Annotated in this window: 22 protein-coding genes and 1 riboswitch; of the genes, 8 read left to right on the forward strand and 14 right to left on the reverse strand. The window is 59.5% G+C overall.

Features of this window, described 5'->3' with window-relative positions; translation table 11 throughout:
- Positions 1–77: 77 nt before the first annotated feature.
- Positions 78–276, reverse strand: a riboswitch (Lysine riboswitch).
- A gap of 252 nt (positions 277–528) precedes the next feature.
- Positions 529–1,470: a YeiH family protein gene (locus G505_RS0110335; RefSeq protein WP_051216063.1), complete on the forward strand. Its 942-nt coding sequence runs from the start codon at positions 529–531 to the stop codon at positions 1,468–1,470.
- Here G505_RS0110335 and G505_RS23050 read toward each other — a convergent pair.
- Entirely contained in the window at positions 1,447–1,599 is a 153-nt protein-coding gene (locus G505_RS23050) for a hypothetical protein (protein ID WP_157509162.1), read from the reverse strand. The two genes, G505_RS0110335 and G505_RS23050, sit on opposite strands and share 24 nt — an antisense overlap.
- Before the next feature lie 107 nt (positions 1,600–1,706).
- Complete coding sequence (locus tag G505_RS0110345) at positions 1,707–2,600, reverse strand: DMT family transporter (RefSeq protein WP_035385302.1); 894 nt, start codon at positions 2,598–2,600, stop codon at positions 1,707–1,709.
- 107 nt (positions 2,601–2,707) lie between these two features.
- On the opposite strand from G505_RS0110345, the gene G505_RS0110350 reads away from it, so the two are divergent.
- Complete coding sequence (locus tag G505_RS0110350) at positions 2,708–3,589, forward strand: LysR family transcriptional regulator (protein ID WP_028109488.1); 882 nt, start codon at positions 2,708–2,710, stop codon at positions 3,587–3,589.
- A gap of 123 nt (positions 3,590–3,712) precedes the next feature.
- Positions 3,713–4,618 (forward strand): manganese-dependent inorganic pyrophosphatase, encoded by a 906-nt coding sequence (locus G505_RS0110355; protein ID WP_028109489.1) that lies wholly within the window; start codon positions 3,713–3,715, stop codon positions 4,616–4,618.
- Positions 4,619–4,687: 69 nt separating this feature from the next.
- Here the strand turns inward: G505_RS0110355 and G505_RS21285 are convergent, their stop codons facing one another.
- Positions 4,688–5,548, reverse strand: coding sequence for a hypothetical protein (locus tag G505_RS21285; protein ID WP_035385303.1), 861 nt, complete (start codon positions 5,546–5,548; stop codon positions 4,688–4,690).
- A gap of 224 nt (positions 5,549–5,772) precedes the next feature.
- On the opposite strand from G505_RS21285, the gene G505_RS0110365 reads away from it, so the two are divergent.
- Positions 5,773–7,047, forward strand: a complete 1,275-nt coding sequence (locus G505_RS0110365) for an O-acetylhomoserine aminocarboxypropyltransferase/cysteine synthase family protein (RefSeq protein ID WP_028109490.1) — start codon at positions 5,773–5,775, stop codon at positions 7,045–7,047.
- Positions 7,048–7,109: 62 nt separating this feature from the next.
- Here G505_RS0110365 and G505_RS0110370 read toward each other — a convergent pair whose 3' ends face one another.
- The 3 genes from G505_RS0110370 to G505_RS0110380 all read right to left on the reverse strand — a co-directional run bounded on the left by G505_RS0110370 (position 7,110) and on the right by G505_RS0110380 (position 8,688).
- On the reverse strand, positions 7,110–7,325 hold the full coding sequence (locus G505_RS0110370) for a DUF7661 family protein (protein WP_028109491.1): 216 nt from the start codon (positions 7,323–7,325) through the stop codon (positions 7,110–7,112).
- A gap of 151 nt (positions 7,326–7,476) precedes the next feature.
- The gene (locus G505_RS0110375) at positions 7,477–8,220 is read right to left on the reverse strand and encodes an outer membrane protein OmpK (protein ID WP_028109492.1); all 744 of its coding nucleotides are present in this window, start codon (positions 8,218–8,220) and stop codon (positions 7,477–7,479) included.
- A 219-nt stretch (positions 8,221–8,439) separates the two neighbouring features.
- On the reverse strand, positions 8,440–8,688 hold the full coding sequence (locus G505_RS0110380; protein WP_028109493.1) for a hypothetical protein: 249 nt from the start codon (positions 8,686–8,688) through the stop codon (positions 8,440–8,442).
- A gap of 539 nt (positions 8,689–9,227) precedes the next feature.
- On the opposite strand from G505_RS0110380, the gene G505_RS0110385 reads away from it, so the two are divergent.
- Positions 9,228–10,373 carry an efflux RND transporter periplasmic adaptor subunit gene (locus tag G505_RS0110385; protein ID WP_028109494.1) on the forward strand — a complete coding sequence of 382 codons (1,146 nt, stop codon included), beginning with the start codon at positions 9,228–9,230 and terminating at the stop codon, positions 10,371–10,373.
- 12 nt (positions 10,374–10,385) lie between these two features.
- Positions 10,386–13,535 (forward strand): efflux RND transporter permease subunit, encoded by a 3,150-nt coding sequence (locus tag G505_RS0110390; protein WP_028109495.1) that lies wholly within the window; start codon positions 10,386–10,388, stop codon positions 13,533–13,535.
- Positions 13,536–13,580: 45 nt separating this feature from the next.
- Here G505_RS0110390 and G505_RS0110395 read toward each other — a convergent pair whose 3' ends face one another.
- Positions 13,581–14,282, reverse strand: a complete 702-nt coding sequence (locus G505_RS0110395) for a tellurite resistance TerB family protein (protein ID WP_028109496.1) — start codon at positions 14,280–14,282, stop codon at positions 13,581–13,583.
- Between the two features lie 328 nt (positions 14,283–14,610).
- Between G505_RS0110395 and G505_RS0110400 the strand changes: the two genes are divergently transcribed.
- Both G505_RS0110400 and G505_RS21290 read left to right on the forward strand, forming a co-directional pair.
- On the forward strand, positions 14,611–16,323 hold the full coding sequence (locus G505_RS0110400) for a hydrogenase maturation protein (protein WP_028109497.1): 1,713 nt from the start codon (positions 14,611–14,613) through the stop codon (positions 16,321–16,323).
- 110 nt (positions 16,324–16,433) lie between these two features.
- Positions 16,434–17,162 (forward strand): GTP pyrophosphokinase, encoded by a 729-nt coding sequence (locus G505_RS21290; protein ID WP_051216078.1) that lies wholly within the window; start codon positions 16,434–16,436, stop codon positions 17,160–17,162.
- Between the two features lie 9 nt (positions 17,163–17,171).
- Here the strand turns inward: G505_RS21290 and G505_RS0110410 are convergent, their stop codons facing one another.
- The 7 genes from G505_RS0110410 to G505_RS21300 form a co-directional block, all read right to left on the reverse strand.
- Positions 17,172–17,648 carry a L,D-transpeptidase family protein gene (locus tag G505_RS0110410; RefSeq protein WP_245568361.1) on the reverse strand — a complete coding sequence of 159 codons (477 nt, stop codon included), beginning with the start codon at positions 17,646–17,648 and terminating at the stop codon, positions 17,172–17,174.
- A 110-nt stretch (positions 17,649–17,758) separates the two neighbouring features.
- Positions 17,759–19,363, reverse strand: a complete 1,605-nt coding sequence (locus G505_RS0110415; RefSeq protein WP_245568362.1) for an endonuclease — start codon at positions 19,361–19,363, stop codon at positions 17,759–17,761.
- A 321-nt stretch (positions 19,364–19,684) separates the two neighbouring features.
- Entirely contained in the window at positions 19,685–20,305 is a 621-nt protein-coding gene (locus tag G505_RS0110420) for a 3'-5' exonuclease (RefSeq protein ID WP_028109500.1), read from the reverse strand.
- Between the two features lie 68 nt (positions 20,306–20,373).
- On the reverse strand, positions 20,374–21,249 hold the full coding sequence (locus G505_RS0110425; RefSeq protein ID WP_157509167.1) for a YjjW family glycine radical enzyme activase: 876 nt from the start codon (positions 21,247–21,249) through the stop codon (positions 20,374–20,376).
- 14 nt (positions 21,250–21,263) lie between these two features.
- A complete protein-coding gene (locus G505_RS0110430) occupies positions 21,264–22,811 on the reverse strand; it encodes a YjjI family glycine radical enzyme (protein ID WP_051216064.1) in 1,548 nt (515 codons plus the stop codon).
- 122 nt (positions 22,812–22,933) lie between these two features.
- Complete coding sequence (locus tag G505_RS21295; RefSeq protein ID WP_051216066.1) at positions 22,934–24,886, reverse strand: DNA topoisomerase III; 1,953 nt, start codon at positions 24,884–24,886, stop codon at positions 22,934–22,936.
- A 72-nt stretch (positions 24,887–24,958) separates the two neighbouring features.
- A complete protein-coding gene (locus G505_RS21300) occupies positions 24,959–25,717 on the reverse strand; it encodes a TetR/AcrR family transcriptional regulator (protein ID WP_051216068.1) in 759 nt (252 codons plus the stop codon).
- Positions 25,718–25,904 lie beyond the last annotated feature (187 nt).

Raw genomic sequence — 25,904 nt, forward strand, 5'->3', positions numbered from 1 at the left:
CTTATAAGTACGATGGAGGCTGCTGACAGTGGCGATATGCCACGGACGTCACCCGGGCGTGAATGAGGGTGACGACGTCCTTCAGTAGCGCTCCACAGTAAATTTAATCCCCAATATCCGTTTGGGATTTACCATGGCAGTGCTGCACCTGTTAGATACAGCCCCAGCGACCGGGGATGACGCCCCTGCCACTTCGGCATCGACTCCTTTCTCTCGACCTCATCGGGTGTCACCCTAAATCGAGATACTGATAGGCGATGCGCCTCTACTGTTACCCAGTGCGGGTAACGATCTGTGTGTTACAGCCTATAACAGAATCTGTTTCTAACGCCAGTAAAAAGTTAAAAAACTGGCATTTAGACCGCTTGTTCGCTCAAAACCCACAAAACAGTAACTTTTAGCCGGAAGAGGTTACATCCCGCTTCCCAGGTACATTGAGCATCACACAGGACAAAAGCGTGATCGGGATCTCATCACTGTCTGACCATCTGCTTATACTGAGCGGCTTTCACCGATGAGATCCCATTGATGTCACGCCCCAGCCCAACACTGTTCTCCCGCCCCCTGCACGCCCTGTTCTGGCTCACAGCCCTGGCCTGCCTGTTGCCGGTGATCAGCTCGCCCATGGCGCTGGTGCTGGGCATCGTGGCCGCCAGTCTGGGCGCCACCCCCAAAGGGGTGAACACCGGCGCCCTGGCCAAGAAACTGCTGGCTTTCTCCATCGTCGGCCTGGGTTTCGGCATTCAGCTGGACCAGGCCATCGAGGCCACCCGGGCGGGACTGGGCATCATCGTGGTCACCATCTTCGGCACCCTGGCCCTGGGCACCCTGATGGCCCGGGCCCTGAAACTGGACCGCAAGACCGGTCATCTGATCGCCTCAGGCACCGCCATCTGCGGCGGCAGCGCCATTGCCGCGGTGGCACCGGCCATCGACGCCGACAGCAAGCAGGTCTCTCTGGCCCTAGGGACCGTGTTCGTACTCAACTCGGTTGCCCTGTTCCTGTTTCCAGTGATTGGCCATTGGGTGGGACTGACTCAGGAGCAGTTCGGCATCTGGAGCGCCATCGCCATCCACGACACCTCCTCGGTGGTGGGGGCCGCCGGTGCTTTCGGGGACCAGGCACTGATCACCGCCACCACCCTGAAGCTGGCACGGGCCCTGTGGATCATCCCGGTGGCCTTCCTCAGTGCGCTGGCGTTTCGCAGTCAGAGCCGCAAACTCAGCGTGCCGATGTTCATTCTCTATTACTGTGTGGCCATAGGTGTGGCTCATCTGCTGCCACAGATGGCGCCGGTGTGGGAGGGGGTATTCTGGGCCAGTAAACGGCTGCTGGTGGTCTGCCTGTTCCTGATTGGCTGTGGCATCACCGCCCGCCGACTGAGAGAGGCGGGGCCGCGGCCGCTGATGTTGGGGGTTGGCCTGTGGCTGGCCATCAGTTCGGTGTCACTCCTTTACCTTATCGCCTGACACGCCCAGCACCACCGCCAGCACGGCAGCGAAGCCCAGCAGCTCCAGTGTCGCCCTGATCATCCCATCCGTGGTCAGGGCCACCACCACCATCAGCGGCAACAGCAACCACAATGCCCCCTGTCTCATCACCTGATCCTCTGCGCTATTTCAGGGGATCATCATGGTCGCCAGGGCAGCAGCCATCAAACGCCATTTCGACTGTTATATTCCCAAAAGCTATATAAAGCTAAATATTAATAACTATGTGCCGAGGCCGATCTTCGGCTTGATACCAGCCAGCCCGCCAACATGTTCAGCCCCAGAGCCAGTCCATAGACCAGGTAAAACGGGTCCCCCAGCAGCACCAGGTAGCCGGCGGCCACAAGAGGAATAAACAGGGTCAAGGTGGCCAGAAAAGACGCACTCAGGGTGCGCAGGGCAAACAGCCACATAAGATAGGAGAGGCCATTGATCCACACCCCATTGACCACTATCGAGGGCCAGGCACCGGTGTCAGGCAGAGCAATGGAGGAGTAGCGGCACACCCCCGCCAGAGAAGCCAGGGTTGCGACAGCAAAGTAGACCAGGGTCAGAGACACGGGTTCCAGGGTGATCCTTTTGCTCAAAACGGAGAACAGGGCAAAGCAAAAGGCCCCCAGCACCACCCAAGCCAGCAACATGGGCTGCGCCAAGGAGAGACTGGAGAGCTGACCCCGACTGAGTACCAGCACCACCGCCATCAGCCCCAGCATCACTGCCACCCCCTGCCTGCCACTGAAACTCTCCTTCAACAGCAGTGGCGCCAACAGGGCAATCATCACCGGCCAGGTGTACTGCACAATGAGCACCTCCATGCTCTCCCCCTGGCGATACCCCAGATAGAGCAGCAGATAGTAGAGGTAGGTGCCCAGAAACCCCAGGCCGGTGGCGGTCAGCCACTCCCGTCTGTCGTAGGCGGCCAGCCAACGGATGCGCCCTGACACCAGGCCGACGACGAACAGCGCCGCAAGCGAAGTCAGGCTGGACCAGAACAGAAACTGGTGATGATCCAGGCTGGCCTGGCCGAAGCGAGCCACCACCGGAATGGCCGCCCACAACAGGATACAGGCCAGGGCACAGATAAGACCTCTGACAGCTTGGGAATTCATAAAACGGTCCGAAATAATCCACACAGATGGCCATTGTCTGCGCCATCATCATTCTTGTAAAATGATGGATTGCGCATTCAGATATCATTCTTTGAGAACTGAAATCTATGGACTTCAAACAACTCAGAACCTTCAGCGCCGCCGCCAGGCTGGGCAGCTTCAGCGAGGCAGCTCATCAGTTGGGCTATGTGCAGTCCGCGATCACCAACCAGATCAGGACATTGGAATCCCAGCTCGGCACCCAGCTGTTTTCCCGAAACGGCCGTGGAGTGGAGCTCACACCGGCGGGGGCCACTTTGCTAGAGTATGCGGATCGTCTGTTTACGCTTCGCCAGGAAGCTCAGGACGCCGTGAAACAGGGCAGCCAACTGTCCGGTGAGGTCACCCTGGCGGGTTATGAAACCCTGCTCACCTACAGGATGCCCGCCGTTCTGGACCGCTTCCTGCGTGATCACCCTCAGATCCGGCTTAATGTCCAGCCTCTAAGCGTCAAGCTGCTGAAAACACAAGTGCTCAGTGGTCAGGTAGACATCGCCCTGCTTCTGGAGGAGTCGTTCGAGCTGAAGGGGCTGACCAGCCGTCATCTGGGCGAGGAGGAGGTGGTGGTGATCGCCGCCCCCAACCACCCTCTGGCCAGTCAAGTCAGGGTGACTGCCGCCGATTTGGCCGGGGAAAACCTGCTGCTGACCGAACCCGGATGCAGCTATCGCAACCGCTTCGAGCGGGCATTGATTCGTGCCGGTGCCTACAACGGCAACCGCATGGAGTTCACCAGCATCGAAGCGATCAAGTCCTGTGCCCGGCTGGGCACCGGCATCGGCGCCATCAGCCGCATCTCCGTTGAGGGAGAGCTCAGCCGGGGCGAACTGGTGGCCCTCGACTGGGAGGGGGAATCGCTGAACTCCGGCTTCTACGTTGGCTGGAATGAACGCCGACGCCTGACACCCGCCGCAGAGCTGCTTCTTGAGTACCTGAAACCGCAGCGCTGACCTCTACTGGCCTATAGATTTCGCCGCCGGGCTTTACACGCCTGGCGGGGATTTTTATAGTAGCCGCCTCTCTATCCGGAACAGGCCCGCTGTGGGGCCGCAGTAGTGAAAAGGATCCCCCAAATGATCAACGTATTTGGCCACAAGAGCCCCGACAGCGATTGCGTCAGCTCTGCCGTGATTGCCGCCCACTGGCTGACCGCTCGTGGCAAAGACGCCACCCCCTTCCGCCTGGGTGAAGTAAGCCGTGAGACTCAGTTCATCTTCGATTTCGCCGGCGCCGAGCTGCCGCCACTGCTGGAGAAACCCCTGAAAGGGGAGCAGGTCTATCTGGTGGACTTCAGCGAAGCCGAGCAGGCCCCCGACGACATCAACGACGCCGACCTGGTGGGCATCGTCGATCACCACCGTCTGGGCACCCTGACCAGCGCCGCCCCCCTGGAAGCCTGGCTGATGCCCCTGGGCTCCTCCGCCTCTGTGCTGTTCGAGCTGTTCGCCATCCACCAGGTGGCGATCACTCAGCCCATCGCCCGTCTGATGCTGGGTGCCCTGCTGAGCGACACCGTGGGCCTGAAGTCCCCCACCACCACCGAGCGTGACGCCGAGATCGTCGAGCTGCTGGCCCCTCTGGCCGATGTGCAGGTGGAAGCCTTCCTGGCCGACCTGCTGGCAGCCAAGACCAACGTCGAAGGCCTGTCCACCGAAGCGCTGCTGGACAAGGACGTGAAGAACTACGAGATCGCCGGCAAGTCCACCACCCTGGGTCAGCTGGAGCTGGCCGACTACGGTCAGGTGGAGCACGCCCTCGAAGAGATGCAGGCGGTGATGAACCAGCGTGTGGCCGACAAGGGCCTGGATCTGGCGGCACTGATGCTGACCAACATCCGCTCCGAGGAGACCCGTCTGCTGGTCGCCGGCCCTCTGGCCGACACCCTCAAGGCTGCCAACGGCGACAGCCTGACCTTCGCCGGCTTCCTGAGCCGCAAGAAGCAGATGCTGCCCTGGGTGACCCAGGTACTGGCCGGCTAAGCCGACCCAAAGACCAAAAACCGGCCATCTGGCCGGTTTTTTTGTGCCTGAGCCTCAGGTAATGGAGGGCTAACCTCCTTTGATGGTGAAGGTCTTATAGCTGTAGTTGCCATCAGGCAGCTTGGTGGCCAGGCCATACTCGCCGTTGGTCAGCAGGCTATAGGCCGCAGGGTCCCCCAGTTGCACCTTGTCAGGGGTGTTGAGTGTCCACTCCTGCTGGATCTCCTGCAGCCGTCCCTCATAAGCCTGAGCCCCCAGCAGTGAGGTAAGGGCCCAGTAAGTGTACTCGGTCACCATGCAGCTGTAGTCACAGGTGCTGTCGTCATAGGTGTACCAGGCCCCTTCCGGGTATTTGGCCGGAATGGCGGTAAAGCGGCCTCCCCTGGCCTGATCCATGGCGTCGGCAATCTGACTCTCCGGCACCTCTCCAAAGATCTTGGGGTACACCTGAGAATAACCGCCGTGAGTGATCAGGTGCAGCACCTCCTCCAGGGTTGCGTCGAAAGCGCCGGGCTTGGAGCCTCCGGGATGCACCTCTGCACCATAAAGATCCTGAATCGTCCCCTGGCCATCCAGCTTGTCCCCCAAGGCCTGCATGTCGGACTCCTTCGGCACCATCACCAGAGTCGCCTTGCTGGCCACAAGTTTGTCCACCACCGCTTCGTTATCCACAAGGCCGTTTTCGTCGTTGTCCAGGTACTGAGCCATCACCTGGGCGGCATGCAACATCTTGGTGCGATCGATATTGGCGGTAGCCCGAATGGTTACCCCAAACACATCGATGGAGAGAGGAAGCGCTTTCTCCAGAGCAGACTCACCTGTGGTCGGCGGCGTGGTGCCGGTGTTACTGCTGCTGTTGCTATTACTGCTGCCATTGCAGCCTGCCAGGACCAGAGCGGTGGCCAGGGCCAGTAGGGTCGGTTGCTTCACAGGGGATCCTTAGTGTCTTAGGTTGGGTCAACCTGAGACTAACCCGCGAGCAGAGGTCAATGGGGTAAGGGGGCGCAACCTGGAGTAAGCGGCTGTAAGAACGAAAGAATGGTTCTGATTCACCATAAGCAGATTAAATAGTTATTTAACCAAAGCGACTATTTATCTGCACCAAGTTGGTGATAAAGTAATCTGTTCATCCCGAGAAAATAGGAAGTAGAAGTATGAAGCTGGAGTCCCTTGCACTGCACCACGGCTACGAGTCGGAGGCCACCACTAAGGCGGCAGCGGTCCCCATCTACCAGACCACCTCCTACACCTTCGACGATACCCAGCACGGGGCCGATCTGTTCGATCTCAAGGTGGCGGGCAATATCTACACCCGCATCATGAACCCCACCACCGACGTATTGGAGAAGCGGGTTGCCGCCATGGAGGGGGGCATCGGCGCCCTGGCCCTGGCCTCGGGCATGGCCGCCATCACCTACGCCATTCAGACCCTGTGTGAAGTGGGTTCCAACATCGTCAGCACCAGCCAGCTCTATGGCGGCACCTACAATCTGTTCGCCCATACCCTGCCCAAGCAGGGCATCGAGGTGCGCATGGTGGATGCCAATGATTTCGACGGTTTCGATGCCGCCATCGACGCCAACACCAAGGCGATCTTCTGTGAGTCCATCGGCAACCCGGCGGGTAATGTGGTGAACCTGCGCGCCCTGGCGGACATCGCCGACAAGCATGGGGTGCCACTGATTGTGGACAACACCGTGGCCACCCCCTTCCTGTGTCGCCCCTTCGAGCATGGCGCCCACATCGTCATTCACTCGCTGACCAAATACATCGGCGGTCACGGCACCGCGGTGGGAGGCATCGTGGTCGACTCAGGCAAGTTTGACTGGGTGGCCAACAAGGAGCGATTCCCCATTCTCAACGAGCCCGACCCCTCCTACCACGGGGTGGTCTACACCGAGGCACTTGGCGAAGCTGCCTTTATCGGCCGCTGCCGGGTGGTGCCCCTGCGCAACACCGGCGCCGCCATCTCTCCCCACAACGCCTTCCTGATTCTGCAGGGACTGGAAACCCTGGGGCTAAGGATGGAGCGCCACTGTTACAACGCCAAGAAGCTGGCGGCCTATCTGTCCGATCACTTCAAGGTGAAGTGGGTCAACTACGCCGCCCTGCCAGCCAGCCCCCATTTCGACAACTGCCAGCGCTTCTGTGGTGGTCAGGCCTCGGGAATCCTCAGCTTCGGCATCCGCGGTGGCCGCGAGGCCGGCGCCCAGTTTATCGATGCCCTACAGATGGTACTGAGACTGGTGAACATCGGTGACGCCAAATCTCTGGCCTGTCATCCTGCCACCACCACCCACAGACAGCTCAACGAAGAGGAGTTGGCCAAGGCCGGGGTGAGTGAGGATCTGGTGCGGCTGTCGGTGGGCATCGAGAACATCGACGACATCATCGCCGATATCTCTCAGGCACTGGAGAAGGTGGAGTAACACCGGCGCCACTGGCCGCTATTGAGAGTCGCGACAACAACAAAGGGGCCATACGGCCCCTTTTAGCTTCTGCGTCTCACCCTGGGATGGCGCTCGCTGGCCAGTTCATGGAAGAGATCATCCAGGTAACCACACAGCTCTGACTCCTCCATGTCCGGTGGAAACACCACCTCATGCACCCGACTGAGGTGACCTGTGTCAGATTCGCGAAACAGCTGCCACTCCGACCCTATGCGCATCACCACCATAGGGGTACCAAACAGATTGATCTTAACCATTCTTCCCTCCCCTATACCCAATGCAATGAAGAGATGACCAGTTCAGTTGAATGACCAGAGGATTAATGCACTTGGTATAAAGTCAGAATGGCTGAACGCCGCTCAAAAGAAAAGGGGCCATCCGGCCCCTTCTGCTTATCGTGCTGTGCCCTTACAGGTGGTACTTCACGATAAAGGAGTAGGTGCTCTGATCGATGCCCTTCACGCCATACTTGTTCTGCCAGTAATCGTACTCGATACCGATGAACAGGCTGTTGGCCTTGGACTCACCAAACAGGGAACGACCCAGGTCATACTTGATCTGGGGATTGATGTGCAGGTTTTCTTCGTAGGCGGCGTTGTCGGAGGCGAACACCCAGTCGATGTAACCATCAACCACCAGGGCGGCATTGCCTACGGGGATATCGAAGCGGTACACAGGAGTCAGCTGCCAACCTTCACTCAGGTTGTTGCCGCTCTGAGGGTCACGCTTGTAGGTGTTCACCTGCAGGTAGGTGAAGCCGGGTACCTTAAGGTCCACACCCACACCGTAAAGCAGGGCTTCTACGGGGCCGCGACCAAACTCCTGGGTCAGCGCCAGGGAAAGATCGGTAACAGGACCGGCCGCCAGCTCTTTGCCAAAGATCTTGCCAAAGCTGAAACGGGGGGAGATCTCGCCATAGGTAGCGGACTCGTCGGTCCCATTGAAGTCGATCATGTCGTAGAAGGCGAACCAGTCGCCGTAGCTGAAGCCACCGGCAGTTTCCAGGGTGACCGTGGTCTGGCGGTGGGAAGGAGCCAGGTCATAGTCTTCGCCGTGAAGCAGAGTGGCACTGGCGTCCCACCACTGGATTGGGCTTTGGGCAAGGGCAGGCATGGACGCAAGCAGGGCCAGCGCCAGGGTAGTCTTTCTCATTGTAGGGTTACCTTAATACAACAGGCAGGGTGGGCCCCGCCGTTTTCTTTATAATTAGGGATTTCCAATGAAAAGAGAGACCTTTCCATAGGAAAGCCCGGGCAATATAGAGAACAACACCCAACAATTCAAAAACTTTGGTAACCAGCGCTTAATATATAAACACCGGCTCAAGAAAGGGGCAATTTTGTGGCCTGGATCCCACCAGGCCAGCGGGGATCAGGCAGTGGTGTCCAGCAGGGTGCCGAGCATCTCATCGCTGTGCCGCAGTAGGGTAGCACCCGCTGCGCCATAGAGCGGTGCCTGAGTGGCAGACAGCAGGGCACTCTCCGCCGATGGCTTAGCGACACTTTGCTGAGGATTGGCTCCCTCCGCCTGAACTGAGGCGATGGTGTGAGCGTCCCTATCCAGTTGGGCCTGACTCTGTTGAATCAACTGACTGGCACTGTGTATGGCTGACATGGACATGAGGAACTCCCGCTGTTTGGACTGCCAGACTAGCTTTAAGGTCGCCAAAGAACAAGCGTCAACTGTTTGCTTCCCAAGAGTAACAGATTAAATGAAATAGCATAGTGACATATTGACAACCTATTTTAACTGTGTGCAAATCCCCGCGTCTTAACCTAAGCTGAACCAAATTTGGATTTCTGCATAAGCAGAAATATCTCTTTCAGTTTCCACTAGGAAAAAAAAGGAGTTCCCTTAGGTCAAGATCCCTTGTCCAAGGTGTGACGCCCTCAGCCACCCCAAGACAAATATCCTTTTACATCAAGCAAATGCATGGTAATTTCGTTCGGGACCTCATCATTACCCCCCCAAATAAATACCGTCATTTACCCCATTGCAATTGACAGCTTTACACAGGGTCTTTCTCTTACAATTTGTCGCACAATGTTGTCTTGTTATACAGGTGGAAAGTATGAGATAAATACCGTCTTACTCTTTTCTCTTTGCTTATTTCGCCCGTCCCCGGGCGAGCACTGTCTATTCGAAAACTAGGAGTCCAGATGCGGCATTCGCTGAAGCTGGCCACGGCGGTGGCCGTAGCCCTGTCTCTGTCTGCCTGTGGTACAGAAGAGCCCGCAGCCAAACACCCTGGCGGCCAACAGACCGCTCAGGTCAATGTGGTGACCGTCACCCCTCACGCCCAGGCCATTAGCGTAGAGCTGCCTGGTCGCAGCCGCGCCTACCTCAACGCCGAAGTACGCCCCCAGGTCAGTGGCGTCATCACCGCCCGCAGCTTTGTCGAAGGTGGCATGGTGGAAGCTGGCCAGTCCCTGTATCAGATCGATGCGGCCCCCTATGAAGCGGCGCTGATCAGCGCCAAAGCGGACCTGGAGCGCGCCAAGGCCAGTGAACTGTCCACCCGGGCTACCTACAACCGCTACCAGGAGCTGATCCACACCAGCTCCATCTCCAAGCAGGACCTGGACCTGGCTCAGGCGGCATGGATGGAGGCCAGGGCCAGTGTCGAGATGGCCAAAGCCGCCATTCACCAGGCCGAGATCAACCTGGACTACACCAAGGTCGAGGCGCCCATCTCCGGCCACATCAGCCGCTCCGCGGTGACCCCGGGCGCTCTGGTGACCGCCAACCAGGGGCAGGCGTTGGCTCAAATCTCCCAGCTGGATCCCATCAACGTGGACATCGTCCAGTCCAGCACCGAGATGCTCAAGCTCAAGTCGCAGCTGGCCTCAGGCAAACTGATGCAGTCCGACACCACCGAAGTCACTCTGATTCTGGAAGACGGCACCGAATACACCCACAGAGGCACCCTGAAGTTTGCCGAAGTGACCGTGGATGAAGGTACAGGCTCGGTCAGTCTGCGCGCCGAATTCCCCAATCCAGACGGCCTGCTGCTGCCCGGCATGTTCGTCCGCACCCGCATGGTGGTCGGCACCGATCCTCAGGCGCTGATGGTGCCCCAGAAAGCGGTCACCCGTAATCCCAAAGGGGAAGGCATGGCCATGGTGGTCAATGCCGACAACCAGGTGGAAGCCCGGGTTATCACCACCGCTCAGGCCATTGACCACCAGTGGCGCGTCACCGCCGGCCTCAAGCCCGGTGACAAGGTGATCACCGAGGGGCTGCAGAAGATCCGTCCCGGCGCCACCGTGGTGGCCCAGGAGATCACCCAGATGGCATCCAAATAACCGGGAGAGTTCATGGCTCGTTTCTTTATCGATCGCCCCATCTTCGCGTGGGTGATCGCCATTATCGTGATGCTGGCCGGTACCCTGGCGATCACCACCTTGCCGGTGTCCCAGTACCCCAACATCGCGCCGCCCACCATCGAGATCAACGCCAACTACCCTGGCGCCTCGGCCAAGACGGTGGAAGACACCGTCACCCAGGTGATCGAGCAGCGGATGACCGGCCTGGATCACCTGCGCTACATCGCGTCTCAGAGCGACAGCTTCGGTAATGCCACCATTACCCTGACCTTCAACGCCGAAGCGGACGCAGATATCGCCCAGGTGCAGGTACAGAACAAGCTGCAGCTGGCGATGCCGCTGCTGCCACAGGAGGTGCAGGCCCAGGGGATCAGTGTCAACAAGTCCTCCAGCGGATTTTTGATGGTACTGGGCTTTGTGTCTCAAGACGGCTCCATGGACAAGGCGGACATCGCCGACTACGTGGCCGCCAACATCCAGGACCCCATGAGCCGGGTACCCGGGGTAGGCGACATCACCCTGTTCGGCGCCCAGTACGCCATGCGCATCTGGCTGGATCCGCTGAAGCTGAACCAGTTCAATCTGACCACCAGTGACGTGGTGGCGGCCATCCGCGAGCAGAATGCCCAGGTGTCCGCCGGTCAGCTTGGCGGTGCCCCCTCGGTGGCCGCCCAGGAGCTGAACGCCACCATCTCTGCCCAGTCCAGGCTGCAGACTCCGGAGGAGTTCCGCAACATCGTGCTCAAATCCGACATGGACGGCGCCAAGGTGTTCCTGGGCGATGTGGGCCGGGTGGAGATCGGTGCCGAAAGCTACTCGGTGACCTCCTTCTACAATGGCCAGCCCGCCTCGGGCCTGGCGATTCAGCTGGCCACCGGAGCCAACGCCCTGAACACCGCCGAAGCGGTGATGGCCAAGATGGATGAGATGCGCCCCTACTTCCCTGAAGGGCTGGATGTGGTGCTGCCCTTTGACACCACCCCCTTCGTCAGCAAATCCATCGAAGGTGTGGTGCACACCCTGCTGGAAGCGATCGTACTGGTGTTCTTCATCATGTACCTGTTCCTGCAAAACTTCCGGGCCACCCTGATCCCCATGATTGCGGTGCCCGTGGTGCTGCTGGGAACCTTCGGCATCCTGGCGGCCACCGGTTTCTCCATCAATACCCTGACCATGTTCGCCATGGTACTGGCCATTGGTCTGCTGGTGGATGACGCCATCGTGGTGGTGGAGAACGTGGAACGGGTGATGTCCGAAGAGGGCTGCTCTCCCCTGGAAGCCACCCGCAAGTCGATGGATCAGATCACCGGCGCCCTGGTGGGCATCGGCCTGACCCTGTCGGCGGTGTTCGTGCCCATGGCCTTCATGTCCGGCTCCACCGGGGTGATCTACCGCCAGTTCTCCATCACCATCGTTTCTGCCATGGCCCTGTCGGTAATGGTGGCCATCATCCTGACCCCGGCCCTGTGTGCCACCATGCTCAAGCCGGTGAAGAAAGGACACGCCTACACCGACAAAGGCTTCTTCGGCTGGTTCAACCGCAGTTTCAACCGCTGGACCGATCGCTATGAAGGCAGTGTGGGCGGCATCCTCAAACGCACCGGCCGGGTGTTTGGCATCTACCTGGTACTGGTGGTGGCCACCGGCTGGATCTTCCTGCGCATGCCCACCGCCTTCCTCCCCGATGAGGATCAGGGGGTGATGTTTGTCCAGGCGATCCTGCCCGCCAACGCCACCCAGGAAAGCACCCAGCATGTACTGGACAAGGTCAACGACTACCTGCTGGATCAAGAGGGCGAATCCGTGGAATCGGTGTTTACCGTATCCGGCTTCAGCTTCGCCGGCATGGGTCAGAACATGGGCCTGGCCTTCGTCAACATGAAGCCCTGGGATGAACGTACTGCCCCGGGCACCGATGTGCAGTCGGTGGCCGGGCGGGCCATGGGTGCTTTCTCCCAGATCAAGGAAGCCCTGGTGTTTGCCTTCGTGCCCCCTGCGGTACTGGAGCTGGGCACCGCCAACGGTTTCGATCTCTATCTGCAGGATAAGGGCGGCAAGGGCCACGACGCCCTGATTCAGGCGCGCAACCAACTGCTGGGAATGGCCGCTCAGGAGCCCAGCCTGGTTGGGGTTCGTCCCAACGGCCAGGAGGATGCCCCTCAGTACCAGTTGGACATCGACCACGGCAAACTGCGTGCCCTGGGACTGAACATCACCGAGGTGAACAGTGCCCTGGCGACCGCCTGGGGTGGCGCCTACGTCAATGACTTCATCGACCGCGGCCGGGTGAAGAAGGTGTTCGTCCAGGGTGAGGCGGAATACCGCATGCAGCCTGGGGATCTGGATACCTGGTATGTGCGCAACAACCAGGGTGAAATGGTGCCCTTCTCCGCCTTCGCCACCGGCCACTGGGAGTATGGCTCTCCCCGACTGGAACGTTTCGGCGGCCTGCCGGCGGTCAACATTCAGGGTGCCACCGCCCCGGGTGTCAGTACCGGTGACGCCATGGAGACCATGGAGCGGCTGGCCTCTCAGTTGCCTCCCGGCTTCGGCATCGAGTGGAACGGCCTCTCTTATGAGGAGCGGCTCTCCGGCAACCAGGCTCCGGCGCTGTACGCCCTGTCGATTCTGGTGGTGTTCCTGGTACTGGCGGCGCTGTATGAGAGCTGGTCCGTGCCCTTCGCGGTAATTCTGGTGGTGCCTCTGGGTATCATCGGCGCCCTGCTGGCCACCTATGGCCGCGGGTTGTCCAACGACGTGTTCTTCCAGGTGGGCCTGCTCACCACCGTGGGTCTGGCCACCAAGAACGCCATCCTCATCGTGGAGTTCGCCAAGGAGTACTACGAGAAAGGTGCCGGTCTCATCGAAGCGACCCTGCACGCGGTGCGGGTACGTCTGCGTCCCATCCTGATGACCTCCCTGGCCTTCGGCCTGGGCGTGGTGCCCCTGGCGATCAGCAGTGGCGTGGGCTCCGGTGCCCAGAACGCCATCGGTACCGGCGTACTGGGAGGCATGATGAGCTCCACCTTCCTGGGGATCTTCTTCGTGCCACTGTTCTTCGTGATTGTGGAGCGTATCTTCAGTCCCAAGGAACGTAAGCAGCCTGAGGCGACGCCTCAGCCGGCAGAAGCCGAGTCATAGAACGACAAAAGCCCCGCCGTGCGGGGCTTTTTTATGACGGTTGAATCAGGCCAATTGCGCTTCCAGCTGGGCCACCAGCTCCGGCTGCAGCTGCAGTTGATTGGCCAGTTCCTTAAGATAAGCCTGCTCCATGAAGTTCTGTTCATCCACCATGATCACCGACGCCAGGTAGACCTCGGCAGCCTCCTCCGGGCCGGATACCGCAGCCGCCACTTCGGTGGGATCCAGGGGTTTATCCAGCTCCTGTTGGACAAAGTGGCTCACCTCGTCAGAGGCGCCCATGGCGTGCACCGCCTTGAAGATGCGCCCCTTCTCCTCGTCATCCACATGACCGTCTGACTTGGCGGCGGCGATCATCGCCTTGAGTACCACCATGGAGTGCTGTTCTGTGGGGGCGGGCAGCGCCTGAGGCTGGGGTACCGCCTGGGGTTGAGCAGCAGGTTGAGGGCTCTGGGAGCTCTCTGCCGCGCCTCCCTGGTTGGCCTGCCAGTCATTGAACACCTTATAGGCCAGGGCGCCCAGGGCGGCGGCGCCACCGAGTTTGGCGGCCTTCTTACCCATCTTGCGCCCCTTCTTGGAACCCACCAGCATGGTCAGCAAGCTGCCGCCCACGGCACCGCCGATCGCCCCTTTGGTCATGTCGGACATGCCCCCCTGGCCACTGCCCTGACTCAGCCCACTCTTGGCCTGCTTGGCCATGTCACCGCCACTGGCCATCACTTGATTGAGTAACCCTTTGAAATCCATCCATTCCCTCCAGATCTCTTTGCCTCCCCTCGCGGGGAGCGGCATTCGCTATGCCCATACCGTTGTTTTTCTGAACGTTTCCAGCATAGACGAGGGCAGAGTCTCTGTTAAGTCTGCCTTTGTAACCAGACATTGGCACCCTGCCGAGGTGACCCTGTAGCCATTCCTTTGCCGAGTTGAGAACAAAAAGTAGCAAACTTAATACCGCTTTTGTGAAGCCGCGCATCCTTTACCCTTTTCCTTGGCCATGAAAATGATTCACCATTGGCAACCAATATGCGGCCCAGGGCCGCGCCGGAAGGACTGAAATGGGGAGGTATCGTCTTTCATGCGGGTATTACTGCTGGTCACGGCCTTTAATGGCCTGTCTCAACGTATCTATGGTGAACTCAAGGCCCGGGGGCATACCCTGAGCGTGGTGCTCGGTGGCAATGAATCCGAGGTCCGTGACGCCGTGGAGCAGTTCGAGCCCGACTTGATCCTCTGCCCCTTCCTGAAACACCGCATCCCCGATGATATCTGGCAGCAGCGTCTGTGCATCATCATCCACCCGGGCATTCAGGGGGACCGTGGTCCTTCGTCTCTGGACTGGGCCATCATCGACCAGCAAACCGAGTGGGGCGTGACCGCCCTGCAGGCGGATGCTGAAATGGACGCCGGTGACATCTGGGCCACAGGCAACTTCCCCATGCGCGATGCCTCCAAGGCCAGCCTTTACCGTCGCGACGTCACCGCCATGGCGTCCAAGCTGGTACAAGAGCTGATGACCCGGGTGGCAGACAAAGGCTTCAGCCCCGAGCCTCTGGATTACAGCGATCCCAAGGTCAAGGGCGAGCTCAAGCCGCTGATGAAACAACCGCTGCGCAGCATCGACTGGCTGGCAGACGACAGTGACACCATCCTTCGCAAGATTCGCGCCGCCGACAGTTTCCCCGGGGTGCTGACCGAGCTCTACGGCGAGTTGGTCTACCTCTATGGCGCTCACCCTGAATCGACCCTGGGCGGCGCCCTGCCCAAGACGCCCCTGGCCACCCGTGACGGCGCTTTGTGCATCGCCACCACAGATGGCGCCATCTGGGTCAGTCACATGAAACTGAAGAGCGACACGCCACAGTTCAAACTGCCGGCAACCTGGGTGATGAAGGCGCACCTGGACGGAGTTCCCGAGTTGGCACCGCCACTGCTTCCGGAGATGACCACGCCCGGCTTTCAGGAGATCCGCTATCGGGAAGCGGATGGCGTCGGCTATCTCCATTTCGATTTTCATAACGGCGCCATGGGCACCAGCCAGTGCCGTCGTCTGCTCCACGCCTACCAGGCGGCCTGTCGACAGGACACCCGCGTGCTGGTACTGATGGGTGGCGAGGATTTCTGGAGCAATGGCATCCACCTGAACCACATCGAGGCGGCCGACAATCCCGCCGACGAATCCTGGCGCAACATCAACGCCATCAACGATCTCGTCAGTGCGATCCTGCTGACCGACGACAAACTCACCGTTGCCGCTCTGGGCGCCAACGCCGGTGCCGGCGGTGCCATGATGGCTCTGGCCTGCGATCAAGTGGTGGCCAGGGAGGGCGTTGTCCTCAACCCCCACTACCAGAGCATGGGCCTCTACGGCTCCGAATACTGGACCTACTCCCTGCCCAAGCGCGTCGGCGAGGCCACGGCCCGGCGCCTCACCCAGTCCTGTCTGCCCGTGGGGACCACCCAGGCACTCAAACTGGGGTTGGTCGACAAGGTGCTCGAGGAAACCCAGTCTCATTATGAGCGCCAATTGATCGACTACTGCCTGACCCTGGCCAGCGATCATGAGTTTCACCGCCGGCTTCAGGCCAAGACCAAAACCCGGGCCCGGGATGAAGCCCGACATCCTCTGGCCGAGTATCGCCGTCATGAGCTGACCAAGATGCACCATTGCTTCTACGAACCGGACAGCCACTACCACAGGCTGCGCAAGGAGTTCGTCTATAAAGTGTGCCCCTGCTCAACCCCTCAGAGGCTGGTTTACAACAAGCCTCTGGTGAAACGTACCGGCTGACGCTCACTCTTGAGGGTCTGAACCGCTCAGGATTTTACAGGCGACGAAGGATAACTGATTGATATAAAATAGGGATAGTTAAGGACCTGATGGACAATTTTGAGGATCCCATGAATCAAGGACGTAGCCTCACCCCGGAGGATCTCAAGGCCCGGGCGATCCGTTTCTATGAGCGTTATGGTAAGGATATGGAGCAGATCAGCGACCTGCTCAATATTCGCTTAACCCAGCTGGCCCAGGCCTATACCCTGGAGAATGCCCTGCCCCAGGAAGCCATCACCATCACCACCCGGGTAAAAAGTCTGGGCAGCTTCCTGAAAAAGCTGGAAAAGCGTGGCTGGCCCCAGTTCTACTACCCCACCGAAGTAATTCAGGATCTCATCGGCGCCAGAGTGGTGTGCTGGTTTGTGGACGACTGCCGTGGCATGGAGAAATTCATCGCCGGGTCCAAACACCTCACCATTCATGACGAGGTGGAAGATTACATCGACGACCCCAAACCCTCGGGCTACCGCTCTATCCACCTGCTGGCAGATGTAGGGTATGACCGGGTGCACCGCAGTGGCCGAGAGGTGGAGATTCAGGATGGCTCCATGGTGTGTGAGATTCAGATCCGTACCATGCTTCAGGACGCCTGGGGGCAAATCACTCATGAGTTCCACTACAAGGCTCAGAGCGCCGGGGTAAACAACCGCTTCTATGAGCGGATCCTGGCGGAGATCGCCAGTCGCCTGTGCAACGAGGACAACTCCCTGCTGACCCTGCGTGATGCCTACCAGGATCTCGCCAAGGAGCAGATCAAGCCCTCCTCCCATGAAGGGATCAAGGGAGCAGATTAAGTCGGGCCGCTACCAGCGAATCTCGATGGGCGTGCCCACCGGCACCAATGCCATGAATTCATCCATCTCGTCGTTGGTCAGGGCGATGCAACCGTCGGTCCAGTTAAACCATTGAGTCAGGGGTGCCAGCCACCCCAGGCCGTTGCGCTGTCCGTGCACCATGATGAGCCCTCCAGGCGACACACCGTGTTCTGCTGCAGCGGCCCTGTCCTGGGCGTTGGGGTAGTCAATGTGCATCGCCCGGTAGAAACTGGAGTCCTCCTTGGTGTAATCAAGGATATAGCGCCCCTCCGGGGTCTTCTCATCCCCCTCCTGCTGCTTATGCCCCTGGGGATTGGCCCCAAAGGCTACCGAGTAGCTGCGCACCACCGCTCCCTGCTCCAGCAGTTCCATCTGCCGTTGTGACTTGTCTACCCTGACCAGATCCACCTGAGCCAAGACTGGGGCACTCACCAGTGCCATCAGCAGCATCCCTTTATAAGTCAAACCCTTTTCTCCCTTTCAGACCGACCCGTCAACATGCCGGAGCCTCAATTGAAACACAGCGGATAAACACAGGGCCACCCGTAGGTGGCCCTTATTCACCGACTGACGCCCTACCAGATCATCTCCACAAACTCCGGGTGATCGACGAAGGGGTTACGATTGCCCTGATGATCGAACGCCGCCTGGTTGCGGTCCCGCTCCTTCTGGCTGACGGGATCCTGCAGGTGCCACGTCTTCAGCAGGGCCAGCAGCCAGGGCTCAAACACCCGGTCGGCACTGCCGTCCAGCACCAAATCAGAATTGCTGGTGTTGCTCTCCCAGCCCGCAATCTTATCCTGATAGCGGGTTGCCATGTAGAAGTAAGCTCGGGCCAGATCGCCCTTGAACTCATCGATGGGCTCAAACAGGGTGCGGCCGCTGGCATCGGTGCCCAATTTGGAGCCATTGCCTGAGGTATAGCTGGCGCTGACCACCTCGCCATAGGGGTAGTTGCTGCGCTTGGCATTCACATAACCATCGGTGGCAAAGATGTGGTGCACATCAGAGTTCATCGGCTCCACCTTGCCGCCAAACCAGCTCTTGGGGAAGGAGTGCTCACGATTGTAGCAATCCCCTTCGCGGCTGTAGCTGCCACACTGGTCCTGGCCGGCGCTGAAGTGGACGCTGTCCCCGGAGGCAGGCTTCTCCGAATAGATGTCCAAAATGGAGCCATCATTCTCGTAATAGTTGTCCAGCTCATTAGCCTGGTAGAACTGCCACAGGGCCGTGTACCCCTGAGAGGAATGCCCCTTGATGATGTTGTGCAACTCACTCTTGAGCGGGTAGCCGGTGAGGCCTTCGGCACTCAGGTAGTAGGCTTCCAGGTTGGTGGCTCCACCGTTGTCGCCGCCGCCGTTATCGCCTCCGCCGGTGCCCACGGTAAAGCTGCTGCTCTGGCTGTAGGTGAACTGGCTCCCCTGCACCACCACCTGTCCACCGATCTCGATACGGTAACCGGCACTGCCCAGGAGTCCGTCACCATAACTGTCGTTGATGGTGAACCGGTAGTCGTCATCGGCCAGACAGAAGGTCTCGGTCACCTGCTCATTGTTGCCGTAGCCATTACCACTGTAGAGTTCGGTGTCCTGGGCATTGATCAGGCTCCAGGAGGTCTCACTGCCATAGCCATCTGTGGTCAGTGCCAGAGTCGCCTCGGTGTCGCTGCAACCCGGTACGGGAGTCGAGTCGTTACGCGGGCGGAAGTTGTCCACATAGACAATCTCATTGCCGTCGAAGCCGCTTTCATCGTAGAAACGCAGCCCCACCTCAATGCTGCCGCTACTGGAGGGGGTATGGCTGTGACTCAGTGTCTGCCACTGTCCGATCAGGGCCGGATTGGAATACCCCTGGTAGGTGCCCACATAGAGGCGTGCCTTGACGTTACCTTCGGTGTGGTAGAGATCCACCGACACCTCGATGGGCACCCCGGCAGTCACGGAAATTGACTGCCTGAAGTCGGTATTACTCTGGGTTCCGGTCAGCACCTCCACCTGAGCGGAGCTGTTTCCGGTGGTGGCAAAAGCCGACGACTGACTGAGACGAATACCACTGTCTATGGTGGTCCACCCCTGGGGCGTTCCACTGCTCCAGGTTTCAAAATCGCCATTGTCTATCTGTGCCTGCACAGCACCGGACAGCAGTAACAGAGCCCCGGAAAGGCCAATTAGCTGTTTCATCCTGTTTCCTCGCGTCATAACGCCACCTGAAGGTGGCTTGTTGTTGTTTCCCGGCCGGTGTAGCACACCGGCTAACAGCTGCACTCGTAAACGTGTGCAGCTCGGATAGTGACCAAATGATGTAATATTTCAATCATTAATCGAGAAAAGACTGTTCAAAATCAACTTTTATAATTAACAAACGAAACATAAGCACAACACCCGGCACCACCCCGACCGGCTGCCACCGGTGACAGCACCCACTCTCCCTGAGTGAGTGCGACTCAATGCAACGCAGTGACGTGATGTTTATCGGATGATGACAGGACAGCTGAAAGAGAGTCAGGTTAGGGAGGCAAGCACCCTGGAAATTTGAGCCTTGGGGGTCTTGGACAACTTCTTCAGTTGGGCAAAATGGGGGGCACGCACGCCCCAGTCAGCGTGCAGATCCGCCAGCATCGCCAACCAGAGATCGGCGGTCATCTGTGCATCGGCCAGAGCACGGTGGAACACGCCATCATGGGGAATCGATTTGAAGGTCACCAGAGAGCCCAGCTTGTGGTTGGGCGCCTCGGGATAGAGACGGCGGGCCAGCAGCATGGAGCAGACAAAATCTCCGGCATAGTCCCGGTCAATGGCCGCCAGCTCGGCGTCCAGGAAGCGCTGATCGAACGACGCGTTGTGAGCCACCAGGTTGGAGCCGTCAATGAAGTCGGCAAACGCATCCATCACCTCATCGCACCCAGGCGCGCCCGCCAACATGGCGTTGGTGATGCCGGTATAGCCTTCGATGAAACCACTGACCCGAAACCCGGGGTTCATCAGTTGCTGGAACCGGTCGATCACCTGCCCTTGCTGCAGCTTGACCGCCCCGATCTCTATGGCCCTGTCCCCCTGATTGGGAGAGAGGCCGGTGGTTTCAAAATCGAGCACCACCAGGGTATCGGCAGGCGTTTGAGTCAAAGGAGGCATAGGCATTCCAGCAACAGACGGGTGGCCAAGCTTACCCTAAGGTCAGCCGGGTTTACAGCTCAGAGGCGCACCATAGGCAGCAATGTGACCCCCGCTTCAGACAGGTCGCGATGTAAGGTCTCCATCCGCTCTGGCGTGGTTTGGGCCAGACTCCGGCCCCGCTCACCCACCCCATGATGCTGGTAGCGATTGAGGCGAAGCGCCGGGGGATTGGGCAACGAGTGGTACAGCTCGATGAGTGCCGTCAGTTCGTCGTCGCCGTCGTTGACGCTCTCCACCACCAGCCAGCGAAGCTCCGCCAGCTTACCCGTCTGGGCCAGAAGCCGGGCACTGTCCAGCACCTGCTGGTTATCCCGGCCGGTCAGGCGCTTGTGAACCGCCGAACCCATCCCCTTGATGTCCAGCATCACCCCGTCCACCCGCTCCAGCAAGGCTGGCCAGTGGCCCGCCGCCAGCAGGCCGTTGGAGTCGACCAACCGTCCCAGGTGGGCAGTGCGGCAATCCTTGTCCAGGGCATCACACAACCTCACCAGAAACTGGCGCTGTAAGGTGGCTTCTCCGCCGGAGAAGGTGACGCCATCGAGCAGGGGGGCATGACGGGCAATGCGCTCCACCAGGGAGGCCACATCGAAGCTCACCGCATTGGGGTTACCACTTCTGGGACAGTGAGGCAGACAGAGATCGCAACTCTGACACTGGCTTTCGTCACACAATTTGCGCTTGCGCTGGCCGGAGCCCCGCTCAAGGGACAGGGCGCCATTGGGGCAGTGGTCGATGCAGTCACCACACTGGTTGCACTGACCTATGGTCTGGGGGTTGTGGCAGCCGGGACAGTTCATATTGCACCCTTGGAAGAACACCACCAGGCGGCTGCCCGGCCCATCCACACAACTGAAGGGCAGGATGCGACTCACCATCCCGGGTCGTTGAGCCACAGGGGACAGAGATCTTATTTCCACAGGGAAACCGGGTGCTGCTCCTGGCTGACCACCCTGGCCTGACGCTCAAGAATCTTCACCACGTCCACCGCCTCTGCCCCTAAACAGGTGGAGTTGTGCCGCTCCGCCTGATGGCGGAACTTGTCGATGTCGGATCGCTTCACCATGTAGCCGGTGACCCGAACCAGATCGTTGTCCGACAGGTTGGCGGTGAACATCTTCAGCCCCATGCCAAATCCGCCGCTGACCAGACGCTCCAGGGCGCCGGGGTTGTGACGTATGGTGGGGTCCAGGCCGAAGATGTCGCTGATGCCGCCATCAAAGTACTGATGCATGGGCGCGCAGGCCAGGATATGACTTAGGGGATCCGGCTCGCTGCCCACCGGGATGCGGGTGCCGGCGGTCTCCTCTTTGTCGCAGGAGATGCCGGACTGGGAGTGCAGCCTCATCAATCCGCCTTCACAGTGGATCATCTCCAGGTGGTCCACCTGGCGACGATAGGCAGCGACAATGCGCTCACCCAGGGCGGTGGCTTCCCGATCCAGGCCATAACGGCCGGGCATGCCCTGGGCATCCATCAACAAGTTCACCAGCTCCGCCAGTCCATAGAGGCCAAACATGGCAGTGAAGTGCCCCAGAGAGACCAGCCCCTCCTTGCACAGGAAGTGATGCTCAAAGAAGCCGGACTGCTCCACCAAAAAGCGGATGCGATGGGTCATGGCACTGGCCATCAGCTCAGCGCAGCGGGGCACTACATTGTCGATGTAATCCTGTTCACTGCCATCACACAGCTCGAAGGAACGCATCAGGTTCAGACGCAGCAGGGTGTGGGAGCCGCCGCCCAGAGGCAGGGCGTTGTAGCAGCTGACCACCCCATAGCCTTTATCAAATTCGGCATCGATCGCCTCATGGTTGGCTACATGGGGCTTGTTGCAAGCGATGATGTTGTCGGTGACCCGGCGCAGCAGGTCATCCGGGGTCACCCCCTCCTGATAGCGGAACGTCAGGTTGGGCACCGACTGAGCCAGTTTGGCATCCACCTTGAGGATCATCCGCCCTACCCGGCTCTCCTCGGGCCCCAGGTTCGCATGAACAAAGGAATCCGGCAGGGTACGGTCCAACCGCTGCCAGAACAGGGTCAGGGCCTTTTCCAGCTCGGCATCGTTCACCCCATCTACGAAAGGCTCCAGCAGCTGGTCCAAGTGACCGAGGAACACCGGATAGCCGGTCACCGACGGCACATTGAGATAAAGAATGGAGAGAAAATTCAACGCCTCGTCCAGATCCTGGGGGGCCGCCAGCTCCAAAAACTCACTGCCCTGGGCCATCGCCTTGGCGTAATCCGGCAAGACGTACCTGGGCTTAAAGGGGCTCTGACTCTCAAACATGTCGTGGAGAATGCCACGCTCGAACGCCCGCTCCACCTCCTCGCCATAGGGATTTCTGGGCAACAGCGACTCCGCCAGCTGAGCCAGGGCCAGCTGTTTTTGGGGCAGAGTGAGATTGGGGTTGGTGATGTGGCCGAGCACGGCCTGTTGCAACTGTTCTATCTGGGACATGGGCGATAAACCACCGGGCCGCATCGGGCCAAGACTTCAACTGCCCCCATTCTCCCCCCTGGGGGCCTAAATTGAGTGAACCAAGATCACAAATCCGGCTCTGGCCAGCCGCCCGTCCCAGCCTATGTCGGGGATTTACCCCTGGTTTTTCTGCCCTTAGTCGTACGACTACCTCGACCAGATTTGGGGGTCGCCGCCCTTCCTCGTCGACTGGGGGCCGACACCCCTCGAAGGGACTCCGGCAGATGCTGCCGGGCACCGGACACCAACGCCTGAAGCTGTTCGGTCAGCGGCCCCATAAACCCCTGATAACTGAGCTGACGCTCTCGTATCGACTCCAGTGCCGACTCCCAGCGAGCGGTCATATCCGGGGTGGTGGCACTCTCCGGCAAACTGGCGATCAGCGCCCTGCCCGCCTCGGTGGCCCGAATCTGCTTGCCTTGGCGGGTAAGAAACCCGCGTTTGAACAGCAGTTCGATGATGCCAGCGCGAGTGGCCTCGGTGCCCAGGCCGTCGGTCTCCTTGAGGATGCTCTTGAGCGCCATGTCGGTCACATGGGCGGCAATGTTGGTCATGGCCGCCAGCAAGGTGGCATCGGTGAAATGCTTGGGAGGCTGAGTCTGTTTCTCCAGCACCTCACCACGCTGGCAATGAAGCGGCTGGCCCTCATTCAGTTGCGGTAGCCTGGCACTCTCCTCGTCATCACTCTTCTCCTTCTGGGGAAACAACGCCTTCCAGCCCATCTCCACCGGCACCTTGGCCCCCGCCCGGAACAGGCCCGTGCCTATGGTGACCTCCACCTTGGTTTCATCGAAGCGGTAATCCGGGTAGAACTGCAGCAGGTACTGACGGGCAATCAGCTCATAGAGTTTTCTCTCATCGGCAGAGAGGCTGCCGGCGCCGCGCTTGTCGGTGGGGATCACCGCATGATGGGCATCCACCTTAGCATCGTTCCACGCCTTGCCCCTGCGGCCGGTGTCCGCGCCCTCCACCGCCTGTGACAGGGCATCGCTGTTGGCAGCGATGGCGGCGGTGACTCGGGGGGCGTCCCCGTGTTGCTGGCTGGGCAGATGGCGACTATCGGATCTGGGGTAGGTGATCAGTTGGTGACGCTCATACAAGGCCTGAGCCAGGTCCAGCACCCGTTGGGCACTGAAGCCAAAGCGTTTGGCCGCATCGATCTGCAGGGCGGACAGGTTGTAGGGCAGTGGCGCCCCCTGGCTCTTACGCTTCTTTGACAACGAGGAGACGGTGCCTGGTTTATCGGTAATGCGCCCGGCCACGTTCTGAGCCAGCCCCCGTGCCAGTACCCTGTCCTCCTCGTCCATATAGGGTTTGCACGCCTCGCTGGGCACCCACTTGGCGGTGAACGCCTCGCCCGCCTCGGTAGTGAGATGAGCAACAACTTCATAGAAAGGTTTGGACACGAAGGACTCGATGGCCAGATCCCGGCGCACCACCAATCCCAGCAGCGGCGTCTGTACGCGGCCGACAGAGAGTACCCCGGAGTAGTTCACCTTGCGCCCCTGCAGGGTGTAGGCCCGGGTCAGGTTGATGCCATACAGCCAGTCGGCCCGTGAGCGGGCCAGGGCGGACACCGACAGGGAAACAAAATCGCGATTGCTGCGCAGCTGCCCCAGGGCACGGGTGACCGCCGCCGGGGTCAGATCGCTGACCAGCAACCGTTTCATCCCCTGACGTTTGGCCTGGGTCACCTTGCAGTGGTGCACCACCTCATCCACCAGCAACTGCCCCTCCCTGTCCGGATCGCCGGCATGCACCAGCTCATCTGCCTGCTTCATCAGCTTGCGCAGTACCGTCAGCTGCTTGTGGCACCCCTTGCGGGTCTTGAGCTGCCAGTCATTGGGTAGGATGGGCAGGTGTTGTTCCTGCCAGGAGCGCCAACTCTCGTCATAGTCGCCCGGCTCCGCCTGCTCCAACAGATGGCCGACACACCAACTGACACAGTCGCCATTGCCCAGCTCAATGTAGCCCTCATGCTTCTTGTGGGGCTTGGGCAGCACGGCGGCAATGGCCCGTCCCAGGCTGGGTTTTTCGGCGATGTAGAGTCTCATGGCGCTCACTCACTGTATAGATAGACAGTAGTGTAGCGAAAGCTGGCCCCGGTGTGAACCGGGGAAGGGGGATCAGGCCTGACGACCACTCGGCGGATTGGCTGTCAGGCAGCGACTGCAGGAGCAAATATCATCGCCATGATGATCAATATGGCGGGAGACCAGCTCGGCCAGTTTAAGGTAAAGGGGCTCATCCACAGGCACATTCCAGTGGAAGGCATTGACTATGGTCAGGATGCTCTCCATCTGCACGCGGCTGCGTCGCTGTTCATCCAATTTGTTCACCAATCGGCTTTCGTACGCGGTGGCCTGACCGTACAGCTGAAAGTACACCATCTGGGCCAGGAGCCGCAGCCGCTCATCACTCTCCTGCAGTTCCCCCGCCTCTCTGGCCTGATTCGCCAGTCGATGTATCAGCTCGATAAAGCGGTTGGCCCGCTCACGGAGCCGATCAACCCGATCACAACTGGCCAGCGGCCACACTTTGGAGTTGGCGGATATGGAGTAGAGTGCCATGAAGGTGCGATTGCGGCTGGCCATCTCCAGCACAGAGATCATCGGGATCAGGAAACGCTCCTGGGCACTCAGGTGAGGATAACGGCTCAGAACCCCCTCCATGTCACCGCCTGCGGCACTGCGCAGAAACAGACACAGCAGCAGGTCCTCCTTGCTCTCAAACAGGGCATCGACTGTGTCCGGGGATACCCCGGCAACCTTGGCAATATCGGAGAAATTAAAGGAGACGATGCCCTTCTCCTCAATCAGTCGTTCAACCACTTGCAATAGCGACTGGCAGTTGGCCTGGGCCTGACGATCGACAGGACAATGCATTATGTATTTGTATTCCCTCAACCCTAAAGGCCGAAATTAGCGGTTTCCAGAAAACTTTGTTGTGACTGCGTTCAACAATCCCGGACAGTCACCCTGAACCGAATTCGGTTTTGGGACCAACCTCCCTGAAATAGGGCTCGCACCCTCCTTATCCGGTTGCGCATACAAGAAGGCCCCGCGTATGCGG

The organism is Ferrimonas futtsuensis DSM 18154 (genome assembly GCF_000422645.1).
GTDB lineage: Bacteria > Pseudomonadota > Gammaproteobacteria > Enterobacterales > Shewanellaceae > Ferrimonas > Ferrimonas futtsuensis.

Coding starts and splice junctions, on each gene's coding strand:
- G505_RS0110335 (WP_051216063.1), top strand. CDS start 529: ATGTCACGCCCCAGCCCAACACTGTTCTCCCGCCCCCTGCACGCCCTG.
- G505_RS23050 (WP_157509162.1), bottom strand. CDS start 1,599: ATGAGACAGGGGGCATTGTGGTTGCTGTTGCCGCTGATGGTGGTGGTG.
- G505_RS0110345 (WP_035385302.1), bottom strand. CDS start 2,600: ATGAATTCCCAAGCTGTCAGAGGTCTTATCTGTGCCCTGGCCTGTATC.
- G505_RS0110350 (WP_028109488.1), top strand. CDS start 2,708: ATGGACTTCAAACAACTCAGAACCTTCAGCGCCGCCGCCAGGCTGGGC.
- G505_RS0110355 (WP_028109489.1), top strand. CDS start 3,713: ATGATCAACGTATTTGGCCACAAGAGCCCCGACAGCGATTGCGTCAGC.
- G505_RS0110365 (WP_028109490.1), top strand. CDS start 5,773: ATGAAGCTGGAGTCCCTTGCACTGCACCACGGCTACGAGTCGGAGGCC.
- G505_RS0110370 (WP_028109491.1), bottom strand. CDS start 7,325: ATGGTTAAGATCAATCTGTTTGGTACCCCTATGGTGGTGATGCGCATA.
- G505_RS0110375 (WP_028109492.1), bottom strand. CDS start 8,220: ATGAGAAAGACTACCCTGGCGCTGGCCCTGCTTGCGTCCATGCCTGCC.
- G505_RS0110380 (WP_028109493.1), bottom strand. CDS start 8,688: ATGTCCATGTCAGCCATACACAGTGCCAGTCAGTTGATTCAACAGAGT.
- G505_RS0110385 (WP_028109494.1), top strand. CDS start 9,228: ATGCGGCATTCGCTGAAGCTGGCCACGGCGGTGGCCGTAGCCCTGTCT.
- G505_RS0110390 (WP_028109495.1), top strand. CDS start 10,386: ATGGCTCGTTTCTTTATCGATCGCCCCATCTTCGCGTGGGTGATCGCC.
- G505_RS0110395 (WP_028109496.1), bottom strand. CDS start 14,282: ATGGATTTCAAAGGGTTACTCAATCAAGTGATGGCCAGTGGCGGTGAC.
- G505_RS0110400 (WP_028109497.1), top strand. CDS start 14,611: ATGCGGGTATTACTGCTGGTCACGGCCTTTAATGGCCTGTCTCAACGT.
- G505_RS21290 (WP_051216078.1), top strand. CDS start 16,434: ATGAATCAAGGACGTAGCCTCACCCCGGAGGATCTCAAGGCCCGGGCG.
- G505_RS0110415 (WP_245568362.1), bottom strand. CDS start 19,363: ATGAAACAGCTAATTGGCCTTTCCGGGGCTCTGTTACTGCTGTCCGGT.
- G505_RS0110430 (WP_051216064.1), bottom strand. CDS start 22,811: ATGTCCCAGATAGAACAGTTGCAACAGGCCGTGCTCGGCCACATCACC.
- G505_RS21295 (WP_051216066.1), bottom strand. CDS start 24,886: ATGAGACTCTACATCGCCGAAAAACCCAGCCTGGGACGGGCCATTGCC.
- G505_RS21300 (WP_051216068.1), bottom strand. CDS start 25,717: ATGCATTGTCCTGTCGATCGTCAGGCCCAGGCCAACTGCCAGTCGCTA.